At 59.5% G+C, this 17,298-nt stretch carries 15 protein-coding genes; 5 read left to right on the top strand and 10 right to left on the bottom strand.

The features are described from left to right. Nucleotides 1–199 precede the first annotated feature (199 nt). Nucleotides 200–1,735 (bottom strand): bifunctional orotidine-5'-phosphate decarboxylase/orotate phosphoribosyltransferase, encoded by a 1,536-nt coding sequence (locus DXY10_RS11180; protein ID WP_115019384.1) that lies wholly within the window; start codon nt 1,733–1,735, stop codon nt 200–202. A gap of 235 nt (nt 1,736–1,970) precedes the next feature. On the opposite strand from DXY10_RS11180, the gene DXY10_RS11175 reads away from it, so the two are divergent. After that, nucleotides 1,971–3,584: a photosystem II high light acclimation radical SAM protein gene (locus DXY10_RS11175; RefSeq protein WP_115019352.1), complete on the top strand. Its 1,614-nt coding sequence runs from the start codon at nt 1,971–1,973 to the stop codon at nt 3,582–3,584. Here the strand turns inward: DXY10_RS11175 and DXY10_RS11170 are convergent. From DXY10_RS11170 to DXY10_RS11160, 3 genes are all read right to left on the bottom strand, one after another. Next, entirely contained in the window at nt 3,548–4,528 is a 981-nt protein-coding gene (locus DXY10_RS11170; protein WP_371411149.1) for a CPBP family intramembrane glutamic endopeptidase, read from the bottom strand. The genes DXY10_RS11175 and DXY10_RS11170 overlap by 37 nt on opposite strands. 18 nt (nt 4,529–4,546) lie before the next feature. Further along, complete coding sequence (clpS, locus tag DXY10_RS11165; protein WP_115019381.1) at nt 4,547–4,861, bottom strand: ATP-dependent Clp protease adapter ClpS; 315 nt, start codon at nt 4,859–4,861, stop codon at nt 4,547–4,549. Nucleotides 4,862–5,072: 211 nt separating this feature from the next. After that, nucleotides 5,073–6,299, bottom strand: coding sequence for an LL-diaminopimelate aminotransferase (locus DXY10_RS11160; protein WP_115019379.1), 1,227 nt, complete (start codon nt 6,297–6,299; stop codon nt 5,073–5,075). A 97-nt stretch (nt 6,300–6,396) separates the two neighbouring features. Between DXY10_RS11160 and DXY10_RS11155 the strand changes: the two genes are divergently transcribed. The 3 genes from DXY10_RS11155 (at nt 6,397) to DXY10_RS11145 (ending at nt 11,898) form a co-directional block, all read left to right on the top strand. Beyond that, nucleotides 6,397–9,066, top strand: a complete 2,670-nt coding sequence (locus DXY10_RS11155) for a TIGR03960 family B12-binding radical SAM protein (RefSeq protein ID WP_115019351.1) — start codon at nt 6,397–6,399, stop codon at nt 9,064–9,066. 278 nt (nt 9,067–9,344) lie between these two features. Further along, nucleotides 9,345–11,300 (top strand): Rne/Rng family ribonuclease, encoded by a 1,956-nt coding sequence (locus DXY10_RS11150; RefSeq protein WP_115019349.1) that lies wholly within the window; start codon nt 9,345–9,347, stop codon nt 11,298–11,300. Nucleotides 11,301–11,313: 13 nt separating this feature from the next. Next, on the top strand, nt 11,314–11,898 hold the full coding sequence (locus tag DXY10_RS11145) for a ribonuclease HII (RefSeq protein WP_115019347.1): 585 nt from the start codon (nt 11,314–11,316) through the stop codon (nt 11,896–11,898). Between the two features lie 9 nt (nt 11,899–11,907). On the opposite strand, the gene DXY10_RS11140 is transcribed toward DXY10_RS11145, so the two are convergent. Continuing rightward, the gene (locus tag DXY10_RS11140) at nt 11,908–12,429 is read right to left on the bottom strand and encodes a DUF1997 domain-containing protein (RefSeq protein ID WP_244282278.1); all 522 of its coding nucleotides are present in this window, start codon (nt 12,427–12,429) and stop codon (nt 11,908–11,910) included. Between the two features lie 50 nt (nt 12,430–12,479). Here DXY10_RS11140 and pheA point away from each other — a divergent pair, with 50 nt between their 5' ends. Beyond that, nucleotides 12,480–13,322 (top strand): prephenate dehydratase, encoded by an 843-nt coding sequence (pheA, locus tag DXY10_RS11135; protein WP_115019344.1) that lies wholly within the window; start codon nt 12,480–12,482, stop codon nt 13,320–13,322. 9 nt (nt 13,323–13,331) lie between these two features. On the opposite strand, the gene DXY10_RS11130 is transcribed toward pheA, so the two are convergent. The 5 genes from DXY10_RS11130 to tuf all read right to left on the bottom strand — a co-directional run bounded on the left by DXY10_RS11130 (nt 13,332) and on the right by tuf (nt 17,257). Further along, nucleotides 13,332–13,910 carry a phosphoribosyltransferase gene (locus DXY10_RS11130; RefSeq protein ID WP_198412989.1) on the bottom strand — a complete coding sequence of 193 codons (579 nt, stop codon included), beginning with the start codon at nt 13,908–13,910 and terminating at the stop codon, nt 13,332–13,334. A 14-nt stretch (nt 13,911–13,924) separates the two neighbouring features. Then, nucleotides 13,925–14,875, bottom strand: a complete 951-nt coding sequence (locus tag DXY10_RS11125) for a methyltransferase domain-containing protein (RefSeq protein ID WP_115019342.1) — start codon at nt 14,873–14,875, stop codon at nt 13,925–13,927. Then, the gene (locus tag DXY10_RS11120) at nt 14,875–15,525 is read right to left on the bottom strand and encodes an LON peptidase substrate-binding domain-containing protein (protein WP_115019341.1); all 651 of its coding nucleotides are present in this window, start codon (nt 15,523–15,525) and stop codon (nt 14,875–14,877) included. Before DXY10_RS11120 ends, DXY10_RS11125 begins: the two co-directional genes overlap by 1 nt. Nucleotides 15,526–15,583: 58 nt before the next feature. Beyond that, nucleotides 15,584–15,904, bottom strand: a complete 321-nt coding sequence (rpsJ, locus tag DXY10_RS11115; RefSeq protein ID WP_006042265.1) for a 30S ribosomal protein S10 — start codon at nt 15,902–15,904, stop codon at nt 15,584–15,586. A gap of 153 nt (nt 15,905–16,057) precedes the next feature. Beyond that, nucleotides 16,058–17,257 (bottom strand): elongation factor Tu, encoded by a 1,200-nt coding sequence (tuf, locus tag DXY10_RS11110; protein ID WP_115019339.1) that lies wholly within the window; start codon nt 17,255–17,257, stop codon nt 16,058–16,060. Nucleotides 17,258–17,298: the final 41 nt, after the last annotated feature.

Here is a 17,298-nt window from a genome sequence, read left to right as displayed (position 1 = left end):
TGCCAGCCGGTCGCGCCGGAGCGCTGTTGGATGGTGGTGGTCATGAGAACGGAAAAACGCCGGTGGACCAGGGCCCAATGGCTTGTAAAGAAAGTCGGTTTCCCGACCTGGTCAATGTAAAGGACTTTTGCGCAATGTGAACTTGGTTGATGGCGTGCTCAGCCTCAGCGGCTCTGATGGCTTTGATTAGCTGGACTGATCAGTCGTTGCAGGCGTTGAGCTCTTGCGCTTGGGACGTGCTGATGCGTCCTGTCTCGACCAGCACTGTGCTGATCGTTTCAAGCGTGAGCACCGCGTGCAGCCGCAGTCCTTCGGACTGAAGTCTTTGCTTGGCGCGGGGGGCATGCCGGCCACCATGGTCGAGGAAAACGACCACATCGCTCACCTTCAGCTCGGAGGACGTGAGCTTGGCAATGCCCTCCAGCACGCTGCCTCCTGAGATCAGGATGTCGTCGACCACCACGACTGTCTCCCCTGCGTTGAATTCCCCTTCCACGAGCCGTCTGGTGCCATGGGCTTTCACCTCCTTGCGCGGATAGATCAGGGGCTTGTGCAGTTGGAGAGAAAGGCCGGTGGCGGTGGGTAGGGAGCCGTAGGGAATGCCTGCGATTCGGTCGAAGTTGAGGGTTCGCAGTACCCGGGAATAGCAGTCGAGTACGCGATGAAAGAGGGCTGGGTCCGAGATGATCTGACGCAGATCCACGTAGTAATTGAAGATTGCGCCACTGGCTTGTTTGAATTCACCAAACAACAGGCAGCGAATATCAAACAGGTCGACGATCAGATCCCTTAGTTCTGGATCGGTCCCTGTCTGAGCTGCCCGTTCAGCGTTTGCTGTGTCGCTCTGCGCTGAAGGTTGATCGGCGTGGGGCCAGATCCTGCATTGCACAGATTGCAGCTGGCTCTGTTGCACTCGAGCTTCGAGATGCTCGGAGCGGATGCGATTGATCCGTTGCTTCAGGGCGGTTGTCTGGTCGCTGATGTTGCTGTCGTTCAGAAGACTCTGAGGCAGAGGCAGCAGGAGACCATCCCCGGCCTCATTGAGCCCACTGGCCAGTAGTCGCTCCAGATTGCCTTCTTCTCCCCAGAGAGATCGCAGCATCACGAATCGCTCTGGGGCGGCCTTGCGAACACGTCCGAGGATGGTCGGATCGCTCGTGCCGACTTCGAGAAGAAGTTGATCCGGTGTCCCCCATCGCTGACTTTCGCCTACCACCATCAGATACAGAGGCTGCTCCTCATCGGGGTAGTGCTGCAGGCTTCTGGCCGCCGGATTGGAACTGTGGCAATTGATCACCACAGCCTTGCCTGGATAGAGCAAGAACGGAGCGGCAATGTCTTGTCCTGCAAAGGGATTGAGGGTGACTGCGTCAGCCTGCAGGGTTTGGAATAAATAGGCGGCGATGGCGCTTGAGCTGTTGAGATCGCCGTGTTTGATGTCGATGATCAGGGGCAGATCAGGAGGTAACAGTTCGCGCACCTCCATCAGCAGGTCAACGCCGGCTGATCCCATCGCTTGGTAGAAGCCAAGGCTGGGTTTGTAGGCGCAAACGTGATCTGAGGTGGCCTCAATCACGAATTTGCACCATGCCCGCGCTTGACTGAGTAGTGAGCTCCCGCCCAGGCCTCGGGGGGTTGCCCAGTTGCGCAGCATCTCCGGGTTGGGATCCAGTCCGGTGATTAGTAGGGACTGCCTACTGGTGATCGCCTCGGTGAGTGCCGTGAAGAATCCCATGGCGCTCAGCGGCGGTTGAAACCAGATTGGGCTGTTGGTCCCTTCTGCGTCTCGTTCCATCCAACAAATGAATCAATTGCAGTGTCGGCAGCAGAAACAGAGGTCCGTCGAGGCGTTGCTGAATGCTCTGGCAGCTGGCCAAGGGCACTGGGTCGAGTCGGCACGCTGATTTGGTCGAACGATTGTTAGCGTCAATTCATGTTTGAGCCGCTGCTGAGACGCCGCGACCCTCTGCATGGCTTTCGAACCGTCGTCTTCAGCTGAATCATCCGGAGCGGCTGCCGCTGCGCGGGTCCTCCTCGTGCGTCTGCCCTGCAATCCAATTTTTCCGATCGGTCCGATCTATTTGGCCGATCATTTGCATAAGTGTTTCCCGGGGCTTCCGCAGCGCATCCTCGATCTGGCGGCCCTACCAGTACTCGATGTGGCACGAGTGTTGGCAACGGTTGTGGACCAGTTCCGTCCCACTCTTCTGGTTTTCTCTTGGCGCGATATACAGATTTATGCACCCGTGGATGGCCGCGGAGGCAATCCATTGCAGAACTCCTTTGAGGTGTTTTACGCCCGCAATCCCTTCAAGCGTGTGCGGGGGGCTTTGGGCGGACTTCGCTTGATGACTAGCCATTACGGTGAGCTGTGGCGAAACCAGCGCTTGGTGCGGTTGGGTTTGGACAGGGCCCGCCGTCATCACCCCGCCGCCCGGGCCGTGCTCGGGGGTGGTGCAGTCAGCGTGTTTTATGAGCAGTTGGGACGTTCGTTGCCCAAGGGCACGATCGTGTCACTGGGGGAAGGTGAGCCCCTGCTCGAGAAGCTTCTTGCGGGTGGCGCTCTGGACCACGAGCGTTGCTTCGTGGTTGGCGACCGACCACGGCCTGGCTTGATTCACGAACAGCCCGAAAGTCGTCCGAAAACCGCCTGCGATTACGACTACATCGCTTCGATTTGGCCCCAGCTTGACTGGTATCTGGAGGGGGGTGACTTCTACGTTGGCGTGCAAACCAAGCGTGGTTGTCCGCACAATTGCTGTTACTGCGTTTACACCGTGGTGGAGGGCAAGCAGGTGCGCCTCAATCCGGTGCAAGAAGTCGTGAAAGAGATGCGTCAGCTCTACGACCGAGGCGTGCGCGGGTTTTGGTTTACCGATGCTCAATTTATTCCAGCTCGGCGCTATATCGAGGATGCCAAGCAGTTGCTACGCGCGATCAAGGCGGAGGGATTGACCGGCATTCGCTGGGCGGCCTACATCCGTGCCGACAATCTTGATCCGGAGCTCGCCCAGCTGATGGTGGAGACCGGCATGAGTTATTTCGAGATCGGCATCACCTCTGGTTCTCAGGAGCTCGTGCGCAAGATGCGCATGGGGTACAACCTGCGCACCGTGCTGGAAAGCTGCCAGATGCTCGCTGATGCAGGGTTTCGAGATCACGTTTCGGTGAATTACTCCTTCAATGTGATTGATGAACGTCCGGAAACGATCCGTCAGACGATCGCCTACCACCGGGCGATGGAGAGCATCTTTGGGGCAGAGCGTGTCGAGCCTGCAATCTTTTTCATCGGGCTTCAGCCTCACACCCATCTCGAGCAGTACGGCTTCGATCAGGGACTGATCAAGCCTGGTTACAACCCGATGAGCATGATGCCCTGGACGGCTCGCAAGCTGCTCTGGAATCCCGAGCCAATGGGCAGTGTTTTCGGACGGGTCTGTCTCGAGGCCTTTGATCGCGATCCCAGCAACTTTGGCCGCACTGTGATGGATCTGTTGGAGCGTGATTACGGTCAGGCTCCTTTGGAGCAAGCCCTGCGAGCTCCTGTTCAGGGGCGTGCTGCTTTGGCCAATGCTGTGAGCTGAAAGGCCAGCACCACCATCATGGCCAGAATGCCGACCAGACCTCCCAGGGGATTGGCCTCGGGGCCGGTGAGCCAAAGCGGTGATTGAGGCGACCATTGGATCAGGCCCGCCTGAAGGGCGAACCAGCCTCCAACCAGGCCGCCATGTAAGCCGATGCATCCCCACAGGGATTCCTGATTCAATCGGCGGCTCATCGCCAGGGCCATGCCCAGCAGAAATAATCCCAGCAGGAGCCCCAGCATGGGCCAGAGCCCGAGGTTGAAGCGGGTGTGCGCCAGGCTGAAAATAAGGGCTTGGATCGGCATCGCTCGTCTAGGGCCGATCAGCAGCGTCAGCTCTCCCCAAAGCCAACCGCGGAATAGCAGTTCTTCCACGAATCCCACCCCGAAACCGAGCAATACGGCGTTGATCAGTTCAGGCAGGGTGAGATCGCCAAGCCAGTAGCCCCAGTGACCTCCGAGGCTGATCAGGCTGATCAGAAGCAGCAGGGCCGCAGCCAAGCCCAGGCCATAGAGCAGTGCTCGACTCCGCTGCGGACCTTTTCTGCTGCTGCTCAAACCCAGCTCTCGCCAGGGGTGGCGCGTGCCCCAGCGGATGCGCACCCAGCTCGGCAGCACCAGTAGCAAGAGCGCGAAGCTGACCCCTGTGCCCATCAGGTCCCTGGTCGCTGTTGGCAGCGCCGGAAGCAGTTGGGCGACCGGTTGCATCACCAGCCAGCCAAGCCCATAGAGAATTGGGATCAGGGTGACGGTGGGGATCCAGCTCCAGGGTTGCTTCAGCCATGCCGTCCAACCTGGATGAAACCGTTGTTTGGCTCGTTGCGTTCTGGCGTTGCGTGTGACGTCCCCGCTGGGAGCTTCGCTGCTCTCGAGGCCAGCCTCGCTCTCAGCTCTGAGCTGGCTCAGCTCGTTGTTCTCAGCGTTGTTGGCTGGCTGTTCAGGCATCCCTGGGCGTCTTCCCACTCAGCTTTCCGGCTCCAGGGTGCTGGTGAGACCTTTGGCTTTAAGGGTTTCGCAATAGAACTCTGCGGGTTCGAGGTCACACACGATCACCAAGCCAACTCCGCTGTTGTGGGCTTCGAGCATGACGGCCATGGCATCTTGCTCGCTGAGTTGAGGCACCACCTGCTGCAGGGTGGTGACCACATATTCCATGGTGTTGAGCGGATCGTTATGCAGCAGCACCTTGTAGAGGGGTGATCGCTTGCGCACCCGCTCGGTCTGCTTATCGAGAACGGCAGCTCCGCCGGGGCCTGGGCTTGTGCTATTCACCGCCATGGCCACGATGCTTGGACAGGACCCAATGTAAATGGGGGGTCTCGGGATCGCTTTGAAAAACATCCTTCTGTCGGCCGTCATGGCCGATCACTGACGTGGACTGGTCCTTGGTCTGCAGGTGTCCTTGGTCTGCAGTGGATCACCGCCCACCTCGATAAGGCAGGCGGTGTGTGGTTTGTGCTGATCTTGCTCTTCTTCGCCTTAGACGGGATCAAAGGGCACGGATCCGGCGCATGGCCTCATCCACATTGGCGCGGCTGTTGAAGGCCGAGAGGCGGAAATAGCCTTCGCCGGCTGCACCAAAGCCACTGCCGGGGGTTCCCACCACGTTGGCCTTTTGAAGCAAATGATCGAAGAAACCCCAGGAATCGATTCCTGAGGGAGTCTTCAGCCACACGTAAGGAGCATGTTCACCACCGTGAACCTCGATGCCTGCTGCGCTGAGTTCACGGCGGATGATCGCCGCATTCTCCATGTAGAAATTCACCAGGGCCTTGATCTCCTGCTGTCCCTGGTCGGAGTACACAGCTTCGGCACCGCGCTGGATGATGTAGCTGACACCATTGAATTTGGTGCTCTGGCGTCGGTTCCACAGTCCCCAGAGTTCAACCTCCGAGCCATCGTCTGCTTTGCCCTTCAGCCCCTTGGGAACCACGGTGAAGGCGCAGCGCGTTCCTGTGAAGCCTGCATTCTTGGAGAACGAACGGAATTCGATTGCACAGTCCCGTGCTCCTTCGATCTCATAAATCGAATGCGGCAGACCAGGGTCCTGGATGAAGGCCTCGTAGGCCGCATCAAACAGGATCAGGGAGCCGTTGGAGCGGGCGAAGTCCACCCAAGCTTTGAGCTGCTCCTTGGTGGCGACGGCACCGGTGGGGTTGTTTGGAAAGCAGAGATAGATCAGGTCAACCGGTTCGTTCGGGATCTGGGCTGCGAAGCCGTTGTCGGCGCTGATGGGTAGATAGCTCAGGCCTCCGTAACGCCCGTTGTCACCTGCTTCACCAGTGCGGCCGGCCATCACATTGCTGTCGACATAGACGGGGTACACCGGATCGGTGACGGCGATGCGGTTACCACTGCCAAGGATGTCGAGGATGTTGCTGCTGTCACACTTCGAACCGTCAGAGACAAAGATTTCCTCAGGGCTGATCTGGCAACCGCGAGCCTGAAAATCGTGTTTGGCGATTGCTTCACGCAGCCAGCCGTACCCCTGTTCGGGGCCGTAACCGTGGAAGCCTGCATTGGTGCCCATCTCATCGATGGCGGCCTTCATCGCTTCGCGGCAGGCGAGCGGTAGGGGTTCGGTTACATCGCCGATGCCCAGGCGAATGAGGGCCGAATTGGGATTGGCCTCGCTGAAGCTTTTGACGCGACGGGCGATCTCTGGGAAGAGATAACCAGCCTTGAGTTTGAGGTAGTTGCTGTTGACCTGAACCACGGAATCACTTGGTGTCTTGCCGGGCATCCTGCTATGCGACGTGGCTTGACGTCGGCTTCCCTTGGCTTCTTACGATGGAGTCAATGCCCCGCTGGCCATGACCGTCGCGTCCCCGAGCCTGGAGCCAGTCGATTTCAGCAGTCTGGTTGATTCAGGCATTAATCGTCCTGCCCGCTATGTGGGGCATGAACTCGGAGTGGAGCCCCGCGATTGGCATGCGGCAAGAGTTCGCTGGGCTCTCACCTATCCAGAGATCTATGAGGTGGGCTCTAGCAATCTGGGTCACATCATCCTTTATTCGATCCTCAATGCTGTGCCGGGGCAGCTTTGTGATCGCGCTTATTTGCCGGCAGCTGACCTGGCGGCACGTCTGCGGGAGCGGCAGCAGGCGTTGTTCGCCGTCGAGAGCCGTCGGCCGCTGCCGGCCTTTGACATTCTTGGTTTCAGTCTCAGCTACGAACTCGGCGCCACCAACATCCTGGAGATGCTTGATCTGGCGAGGGTTCCGCAGCGGGCCTGTGATCGTGGAGATCTGCCTCTTGGTGATCCTCAGGCGCCTCCTTTGATCTTTGCGGGTGGTCCCACTGCGACCAGCAACCCTGAGCCCTATGCGGCCTTTTTCGATTTCTTTGCCCTGGGAGATGGTGAAGAGCTTCTGCCTGAGATCGGTCTCGTGGTGGCCGAGGCCAAGGCTGAAAATTGGAAGCGCTCACGCCTGCTCCATGACTTGGCCCAGGTTCCTGGTGTCTATGTGCCGTCTCTGTATGCCCCAGGAAAGGATGGGGTGACGGTCGAGCCATTGCATCCGGATCTCCCTCGTCGTCCGTTGCGGCGGGTGGCCACGCCGATGCCCCATTACGCCATGGGTCTTGTGCCCCATGTGGAGACGGTGCATGACCGGCTCACCGTTGAGATCAGGCGCGGTTGCACCCGGGGCTGCCGCTTTTGTCAGCCCGGCATGTTGACCCGGCCAGCCCGGGATGTGGAGCCGGAGGCCGTGATCGAAGCAGTGGAGACCGGTATGAAGCGCACCGGATACAGCGATTTCTCCCTGCTTTCGCTCAGCTGCAGCGATTATCTGGCTCTCCCAGCCGTTGGTGTGGAGCTGCGCAACCGCTTAGCGGATCAGAACGTCACTCTTCAATTGCCCAGTCAGCGGGTCGATCGTTTCGACGATGACATTGCCCACATCCTTGGAGGAGGGCGTCAGGCTGGCCTGACCTTCGCGCCCGAGGCGGGCACGCAACGTCTGCGCGACATCGTCAACAAGGGACTGACAGACGATGACTTGCGCAACGGCATCCGCACAGCGATGCAGAACGGCTATCGCAAGGTGAAGCTCTACTTCATGATCGGCTTACCAGGCGAGACGGATGACGATGTGCTCGGCATCGTCGACACCTGCGTGATGCTTCAACAGAGCTGTGGTGATTTGGGTCGCCTCTCCCTCAATATCACCATCAGTAATTTCACCCCTAAGCCACACACCCCCTTTCAGTGGCACAGCGTTTCGACGGCGGAGTTTGAACGCCGTCAGAGGCTGTTGCGGGATGCGGCGCGACGCCTCCGTGGCGTGCGCTTCAATTTCACTGATGTGCGCTTGTCGGCGATGGAAGACTTCGTCGGTCGGGGTGATCGACGTCTCGCAGCAGTGATCGAATCCGCCTGGCGGGCGGGAGCCGGCATGGATGCCTGGTTTGAGGCGCTTGATCGCACCTACACCGCTTGGACTGAGGCCATTGCTGCTGCAGGTCTGGAAGGGCGATATCGCGATCTGGAACTTGGAGGGTGGGGAGCTGCCAATGCCTTGAGTGCCGCCGATCTCGAGAGCTTTTGCGCCCAGCCACTGCCCTGGGATCACATCGATTCAGGCATTGACAAGACCTGGCTAGCGGAGGACCTGCAGCGCGCACTGGCAGCTGCAGTGGTGCCGGACTGTTCTTTTGATGGCTGTAGCAGCTGTGGAGTCTGCGGGCCTGACTTGGGTCACAACGTGGTTGTGCCCCCTCCGAGTATTCCAGTCCAGCGGCCCAGTCAGGCACCAGGCAGTGCAAGGGTCTGCCGGATCCGTTTTCAGTTCAGCAAGACAGGCTCCATGGCTCTCCTCAGTCATCTCGATGTGGTGCGCATGCTTGAGCGGTCCCTGCGTCGAACAGGCTTGCCGGTGAGTTTTACCGGAGGCTTCCATCCGCTGCCCCGCCTGCAGCTGGCCCTGGCCCTCCCCCTTGGTGTGGAAGCACAGGGGGAATGGATGGATCTGGAGTTTCTCGACGTGGTGGATCCCGAGCAGGTGCTGACGCTCTGGCAAAGGGCTCTGCCCAACGCGTTCCGATTGCTGTCGGCCCAAGTGGTTCCGGTGTCGGAACCAAGCCTGTCCCAGCGCCTTGAGTCTGCTGTTTGGGGCTTCAGGCTGTCTCGGCTCAGTGGCTCGGCTTCTGCTTCGCAGGTTCGATTCGCGGCGGCGGTTCAGAAGGGGTGTACGGCCTTAATGGCTGGGCAACAGCTGATCTGGAAGGACACCGACAAGAAGGGGAGGCCGCGTGAACGGGACTGCCGACCATTTCTGCTCAATCTTCAGATCCATCCCGATCAGCCTGAGCAACCTGCTCCCACTGGCGTTGATGCTGTCGAGTTGCAGTTGCATGCCGCAATTGATGCAATGGGACGCAGCCTCAAGCCGCTGCAGATTCAGTCTTGGCTGAGTGAGGAGCTGGGGATGGAGCTGCAACTGGAGCAGGTGCAACGAAGCGCTCTGCTGCTGCAGTAACAGGAAGGGCCCGGTGCTAAGTTGACTTCAAGACGAAAGGCTTTGGGCGTTATCGCCATTGCCGCGTCCCGACCTTTCACTTCCCAGATCCTGAGGAACGAGAGGCCCATCGCCTCCGGTACTTCGACCCGTCAGCGTCGAAGCCGAGTGCCAATCAGAGGAGTTTTAGCTCCGCTTCATTCCATGGCTTCGGCCCAAATCTTTCTTTTCACCCAACCCTTGGACCAATTGGTTATGGGCTGGACTTACGCCCTTGTGGGCGATCCCTGAACGTTTCCATGCCTCAGCAGATTGTCATCGCCGAGCAGCTGCGCATCGCAGCGGTGCTCTCTGATGAACGGGTTGATGAACTCATTGTTGCCCAAGGTCGCTATCAGATCGGCGACGTTTATCTCGGCACTGTTGAGAACGTGCTGCCGGGAATTGATGCAGCTTTCGTCAACATTGGTGAGAGTGAGAAAAATGGTTTCATTCATGTCACCGATCTCGGCCCCCTGCGCCTGAAAAAAGGCGCCGCAGGAATCACCGAGTTGCTTGAGCCACGCCAGAAGGTACTGGTGCAGGTGATGAAGGAACCCACCGGTACCAAAGGGCCGCGGTTGACGGGCAACCTTGCTTTGCCAGGCCGTTATCTCGTTTTGCAGCCGAGTGGCCAGGGGGTGAATATCTCCCGCCGCATTGCCGCTGAAGGGGAACGCAACCGTTTGCGGGCCCTTGGGGTGCTGGTGAAGCCGCCAGGGGCCGGCTTGCTGATCCGCACCGAAGCCGAAGGGATCAGTGAAGAACTGCTGATCGATGACCTTGAGGCTCTTCTTCGCCAGTGGGAGGCGATTCAGAAAGCCGCAGAGTCGGCCGTTCCGCCTGTGCTGCTGAATCGTGACGAGGATTTTATTCATCGCATCCTGAGGGACCATGCCTCCCCTGAGCTGATGCGGGTGGTGCTCGATGATTCAGCGGCTGTTGATCGGGTGCAGGAGTTCCTCGGACAGGACGACAGCAATGTGCTGGTGGAAGCCCACAGCGAACCGTCGGAGCTGCTGGAGCACTTCAAGGTCAACGCGGCCATCCGTGATGCCCTCAAGCCCCGTGTCGATCTGCCTTCTGGTGGCTACGTGATCATCGAGCCCACGGAGGCGCTCACGGTGATTGACGTCAACTCCGGTTCGTTCACGCGTTCCGCCAATGCTCGCGAGACGGTGCTCTGGACCAACTGTGAGGCGGCTGTTGAGATCGCTCGTCAGCTCAAACTGCGCAACATCGGTGGCGTGATCATCGTCGATTTCATCGACATGGATTCACGGCGGGATCAGTTGCAGTTGCTGGAGCACTTCACCGCCGCCATCCGGGACGATGCTGCACGCCCTCAGATTGCCCAGCTTTCCGAACTCGGCCTGGTGGAGCTCACCCGCAAGCGCCAAGGGCAGAACATCTATGAACTGTTTGGCCGGGCTTGTCCCAGCTGCGGAGGACTCGGCCATGTCGCCGTTCTGCCAGGCAAAGATCTCCTACAGCCTTTAGCCACCGCCTCCGGAATGGTGCGTTCGGCTGCATCGGCTCGCGCTGAAGTGGTCCCCTCTGGCGAAGGTGGCAGCCGCCGCCGCCGGGGTGGCCGTGGCCGCTCTGCCCCCCAAGTGGCTCCGGTGTCGGAGGGAACGGCTGAACCGTCCAACCCAGCGATCGAGGAGGCGGCTGCTCCCTCTGTCAACCCTGCAGTTGAAGCACCGACGCGTCGCCCGGAACCTGAACTGGTTGCCGTTCCGATGAGTGATGACCAGGAGCAGGTGTTTGGTTGGCTTGGCCTCAGCCCTGCGCTGCTTCTCGAGAATCCGCCGGAAACCGACAACCTGATGGTGCGAGTGGTTCGTCCAGGCGATAGCGAGGAAGCGGTACTGGAACAGGCTCGTCAGCAACTGGCAACCAGCTCCGGCCGCCGCCGCCGCCGGGGTGGTCGTGGAGTGAGTCGTGGCAATGGCCGTTCCAGTGCTGCCTCCGATGCGAATGGCAAGGCTTCGCTGCCTGACGAGTCATCCGCCCCATTGCTGGTTGAGATCACACCTCTAGAAGCGACAATTCCTGCAGTGGATCCGAGCCCTGCTCCTCAATCCACCCTGTCCACTTCCGCTGTTGAATCGGCAGCAGCATCTCCCCCTGAGCCAGAACCGGCGGAAGCCGATAGTGGAGAGCAGGAGCCGCGTCGTCGTCGTCGTCGCTCCTCGGCGGCTGTCGCTGATTAAGGGCGATCCGCTGATGACGGCCTGGGAGGCAGGAGTCGATGAGGTGGGTCGCGGTTGCTGGTTCGGCCCCGTCTTCGCTGGAGCCGTCGTGTTGTCGACCCAGGCAGCGATCGAACTGCGTCAGTTGGGCCTCACCGATAGCAAAGCGCTCACTCCACGAAAGCGGGCGCGGCTCGTGCCTTTGATCGAAAGTGCTGCGACTGCCTGGGCGCTTGGTCAGGCCTCTGCCCTAGAGGTGGATGGCCATGGCATTCGCACAGCCACGGAGCTCGCCATGCTGCGTGCCCTGCAGCGTCTGCCCTTGCAGCCTGCACTCGTGCTGGTCGATGGTGTGTTGCCACTGCGACTCTGGCCCCATCCGCAGCAGACGATCGTTCGGGGTGATAGCAGCAACGCGGCCATTGCGGCCGCAAGCGTGCTGGCGAAGGAGGCCCGGGATGCACTGATCCGACGCTTGGCGGAACGATTTCCCTCGTATGGGCTGGAACGCCATGCCGGATATGGAACGGCCATTCATCGCCAAGCCCTGCTCTCTCAAGGTCCAACAGCGATGCATCGGCGTTCGTTTCTGAAGAAGGTGTTGCCGCCGCTCGCCTGAACCGCGCGTTCAGTTGACGCTGGTGGAGGCGCACCATTGCTTGAAATCACAGACAAGCTGGCGACCAACCCTTCCTTTGATGGTGAGCAGGATTCCATTGAGGATTGATTCCCCAGTACTTTCCAGCACCTTGCGCGGGATCAGGCGCAGCAACGGTGGTTGGCTGACTGCTACTCCGAGGGTGGCAACGCCTTTGAGGCCCGTGCTGCTGGCTTCCAGCACAGATTCCAGGCTGAGTTGAAAATCGTCGACCAAACCGAGCCCTTCAAGCTGGGCATCGACCGCTCGCATGATCAGGGTCTGTCCCTCTCGGAGCACTTCCAGGGACACCACAGGTTTGACCTGCAACTGGAAAACCTGAATGGTCGTCACCGTGTAGCGGTAATGACCCGGTTGGATCAGGGAGAGCTGGCTTGGATCGAGCAGAGCCTTCACCACCCGATCCTCTTCCTGCAGATAGTCCGGCAGGCGATCAATCTCGGCTTGTACCGGCAGATCAAGCTGCTGGCTGGCGCTGAAGGCCAGAGGCATGGGCGTTGGCTGACGCGGCATGATCCTATCGAGTGTTTGCGCGCCTACCGATGCCGAACTCAGTGGCATTCCTTGGCCCCGAGGGCACCTACGGAGAGCGTGCGGCCCGTGCGTTGTTGAGGCTGGAAGGCGTGGAGCATGCCCAGCTTGTGCCCTGTGTTGGTTTGCGTTCCGTTGTGGAGCATGTGGCGGATGGGCGCTGTGATGCGGCTGTCGTGCCGGTTGAGAACTCCGTTGAGGGTGGTGTGACAGCAAGTCTTGATGCGCTCTGGTCCAATCCCGATCTCTGCATCCGTCGTGCCCTGGTGCTTCCAATCCGCCATGCGTTGCTGAGCAGCGGCCGGCTTGAAGAGATCTCAGAGGTGTTGTCCCATCCCCAGGCCCTCGCTCAGTGCAGCGGTTGGCTTGCTAAGCACCTGCCCGATGCCTTGCAGCTAGCGACCACCTCCACGGCTGAGGCGGCCCGGATGGTGCAGGGAAGTCGCTTCCGCGCCGCGATTGCCAGTCATTCGCTCCATCAGCAGGGCGAGCTGTCGGAGCTGGCGTTTCCGATCAATGATGCACCCGGTAACTGCACTCGTTTTCTGTTCTTGCAGAGAGGGGAGCGACGTGAGCATGGAGACGTTGCCAGCCTGGCCTTCTCCCTACATCGCAATGCACCTGGGGCCCTTCTCGAGGCTCTTGCGGCAGTGGCAGACCTGGCCATGAATATGAGTCGGATTGAATCGCGGCCCTCAAAGCGTGAGCTCGGTGAGTACGTGTTCTTTGTGGATGTGGAGCTGCCCGACGGGGGGGGGACATTGCTGCATCAGCTCACGCAAAGACTTCTCCCCCTTTGTGAGCATCTGGCCCACTTCGGTGCCTATCCCAGTAGCGAATTGGAGGACAGCTGACTGGAGCGCTCATGGTGCGTCGCCCGATCCTTCAGGCAGTGGTTGCAGTTGGCTCGGGTGCAAGTGTTCCCATCGTTCGAACGGTTGTACAACCCAGGGATTGCCGGGCAGTTCCATGGCCCAGAAGTCGGGCTTCATCCGGCTGCTCGTTTTGAGCCAAAGCACTGCGGTCTTGATCAACTCTGGTTGCAGCGTCTCCTGAAGCCAGTGTCGGGATGCATGCAGGGTGTCACCACTGTCGACCAGGTCGTCCACCAGCAGCAGCTTCGGGCCGAGGGCCTCGCAGGTGTGGGCTAGCTGGTTCCCAAGCCTGAGTTCTTCCTGCGCACGGCCATCCCCTCCCCCATAGCTGCTGGCGGCCATGATCACCAGGGGCCGCTTGAACAGACGGGAGAGCGCGTCTCCCACCCGTAGCCCCCCTCTAGAGAGGGCGACGACCTGATCAAAGCTGTGTCCGGAGTGCTGCAGCTGCAGGGCAAGATGTTCAATCAGACGGTGGTAATGCTCCCAGCTCACCCGCAGTTCCCCATCACTGGGATCGCAGATGGGCCCTGGTCTGAGAGATTTCTGAACGACAGGTTCAACCACAGCTTTGCGGAGAATCAGGTTTGGGTCCGAGAGCTGCGGAAGACACCGAACTGCATCAGCCCGGTCGCGAAGGCCCAATGCATCAGCAGCAAGGTTGGGGTCTCTCTCAAGCCTTGGAGTAAGGCCGATGGACCCAGCCGCAGCACCACTCCAGGGCGGCGGACCCCTTCGGCGATCGAATCGATCCAGGAGGGGAGGGTGGCCTTGGTCCAATCATCCACCTGAATCGCTCCGCGTTGGTGGATGCTCGCCACCAGGTTGTGGTGAAACCCCTTGATGCTGGCGAACTCGGGATGGGCCCATTGGGTGAGGAGATGGTGCATCACCGAGCGTTCGATTGAATTCATCTCGCCATCGCTTGGGTCTCGCCGGTTCCAGTCCGCGACTGCCAGAGTCCCGCCAGATTTCAAGACCCTCAGCAGCTCATCGGCATAGCGCTGCTTGTCAGGCATGTGAGGCCCTGCTTCAACGCTCCAGACGGCATCGAACTGCTGATCATCCAGTTTCAGATCAAGCGCATCCATCACCGCAAAGCGGCAGGTGCTTGCCTCTGGGGTCAACGCTGTGGCTCTGGCGACCTGTGCTGGGCTGATGCTGATCCCCAGCACGTTAAAGCCGTAATCGCGGGCGAGGATCCGTGCACTGCCGCCGATCCCACACCCCACGTCAAGCACGTTGGAGCCTGCGGGAAGTTGGTCGAGACCACTCCAATGCACCAGGGCATGCACGAAGTCAGCCTTGGCGTCTCGGAAATCGCGTTGGCGTGGCGGGTCACCATAGTGACCGAGGTGCACATGCTCACCCCAAAGGGATTCCAGCAGGCGGTCGTTTGTCCAGGCGTCGTAGGCCGCCGCCACACTGTCGCTCGAGTGGTAGGCGCGATTGCGCTTGGTCCAAACGACCACGCCAGCAACGATCGCAACAGACAGGGCTACGGCCAACCCGAGCACAGCTGAGGTATTCATCAGTCGACGTTGGCCAGGGTGTCGCGCAGCACAGTGCGAGCGGCAAGCTGACGCCGGGTCTCATCGAGCATCTCGAATTCCAGCTTCAGGCGCTCGCTGGTATCAGTGAGTTCGAGTAGCTCTTGCTGTTGTTCAGCGACTGGTCCACCGAGATGGGCCCCAATCCAGAACGACAACTCTCGCGGCAGTTCAGGTAGGTCTTCAGGTAGTGCTGCTGGCGAGTCGGTGAGTTTGCCAGTCAGTTCCACAACATCTCTGAGGGCTTGGCTGACGTTCTGGGCAAGTTCTGTGAGCTGGTCGCGATCCTCGACAGGATCGTCTTCGATCCAACTCACCATTGCCGTCCTGTAGGGGGCCTCACGGACCACGTCAAGCACGCGGAACCTCTGCTGGCCGAGGGTGACAATATTGCTTCTTCCATCTTCTGATGTCTGATGCTGAAGGATTTCAGCGCAGCATCCAATCGATGCCATGGTCTGAGTGTTCGGGTTCCAGCGCACCACACCGAAGCGGCGATCATCCTCCAGAACGGTCTGCAGCATCATTCGATAGCGAGACTCGAAGATGTGCAATGGCAACACGTCCCTAGGGAACAGGACGATATCCGGCAGAGGGAAGAGGGGTAACTCTCTGACGGACAGGTCAGCCACTAGAGATGGATTCCGAGAACGATGATTTTAGGCAGCTGACCTGAAGGACGTGGAGAGCTCAGAGCTTGACTTCGATGTCAACGCCACTGGGTAGATCCAACTTCATCAGGGCGTCGATCGTTTTGGCCGAAGGGCTGTAGATATCGATGATCCTGCGATGGGTACGGGTCTCAAAGTGCTCGCGAGAATCCTTGTCCACGTGGGGAGAACGCAGGACGCAGTAGATCTTGCGCTTTGTCGGCAAGGGGATGGGGCCGATGGCGGTTGCAGCCGTGTTGTCGGCGGTTTCAATGATTTTGTCGCAGGAGAGATCAAGCATGCGGCGGTCAAACGCCTTCAGGCGGATGCGGATCTTCTGCTGAGCAATGGCGGTGGACATAGGAAGCGCAGAGACGGTTCCCGCAGGGAACGGAGAGAGTGAGTTGTCGAGGTTCAGACGCTGCCTTCAACGAGGGCAGCACCGTTGCTGAAAACTGTAAGGGATGGGTGGGTCGCGAACGACGCACCCATCACCTCAATCAAGCGATCGTGATCACTCGATGATTTTGGAGACCACGCCGGCGCCGATGGTGCGACCGCCCTCGCGGATAGCGAAGCGCATGCCGGTTTCCATGGCCACAGGGCAGATCAGCTCACCGGTCATCTTGATGCGATCACCAGGCATCACCATCTCAACAGCACTGCCGTCATCGGCGGTGAATGCAGTGATCTGACCGGTCACGTCAGTGGTACGAATGTAGAACTGCGGCCGGTAGCCAGCAAAGAAGGGGGTGTGGCGGCCACCTTCTTCCTTCTTCAGAACGTAGACCTCACCTTCGAATTTGGTGTGAGGCGTGATCGAACCGGGCTTCACCAGCACCATGCCGCGTTCGATATCTTCTTTCTGGATACCGCGGAGCAGAAGGCCGCAGTTGTCTCCAGCCATTCCTTCTTCGAGGAGCTTCCTGAACATCTCAACACCGGTAACGGTGGTTTTGCGAGGTTCACGGATGCCAACGATTTCGATCTCCTCACCAACTTTGACCTTGCCACGCTCGATACGACCGGTTGCGACTGTTCCGCGACCAGTGATGGAGAACACGTCTTCGACAGCCATCAGGAAGGGCTTGTCGACCTCGCGCTCAGGCTCGGGGATGTTGGCATCCACCGCAGCCATCAGCTCTTCAATCTTGGCTTCCCACTCAGCTTCGCCTTCAATCGCCTTCAGGCCAGAGACCTGGATGACGGGGATGTCGTCACCGGGGAAGTCGTAGCTGGAGAGCAGCTCACGGATTTCCAGTTCGACCAGTTCGATGATCTCTTCGTCATCGACCATGTCGCACTTGTTCAGAGCCACCACCAGAGCAGGCACGCCCACCTGCTTGGCAAGAAGGATGTGCTCCTTGGTCTGTGCCATTGGGCCGTCTGTGGCGGCGCAGACCAGGATGGCGCCGTCCATTTGGGCGGCACCGGTGATCATGTTCTTGACGTAGTCCGCGTGGCCAGGGCAGTCCACGTGGGCATAGTGACGGGTATCGGTTTCGTACTCGACGTGGGCGGTGTTGATGGTGATCCCGCGCTCACGCTCTTCGGGGGCACCGTCGATATCGGCATAGTCTTGAACTTCGGCTTGACCCTTCTTGGCGAGCACGTTGGTGATCGCAGCAGTGAGGGTGGTTTTGCCGTGGTCAACGTGGCCAATGGTGCCAATGTTGACGTGGGGCTTGTTCCTTTCGAACTTCTCGCGAGCCATTTTGTTTAAAGAATCGGGGGTGAATTTAAGGGGGGGTAGAG

Source organism: Synechococcus sp. UW140, from assembly GCF_900474295.1.
Lineage (GTDB): Bacteria > Cyanobacteriota > Cyanobacteriia > PCC-6307 > Cyanobiaceae > Synechococcus_C.
This window is presented reverse-complemented; position numbering and strand designations above follow the sequence as displayed.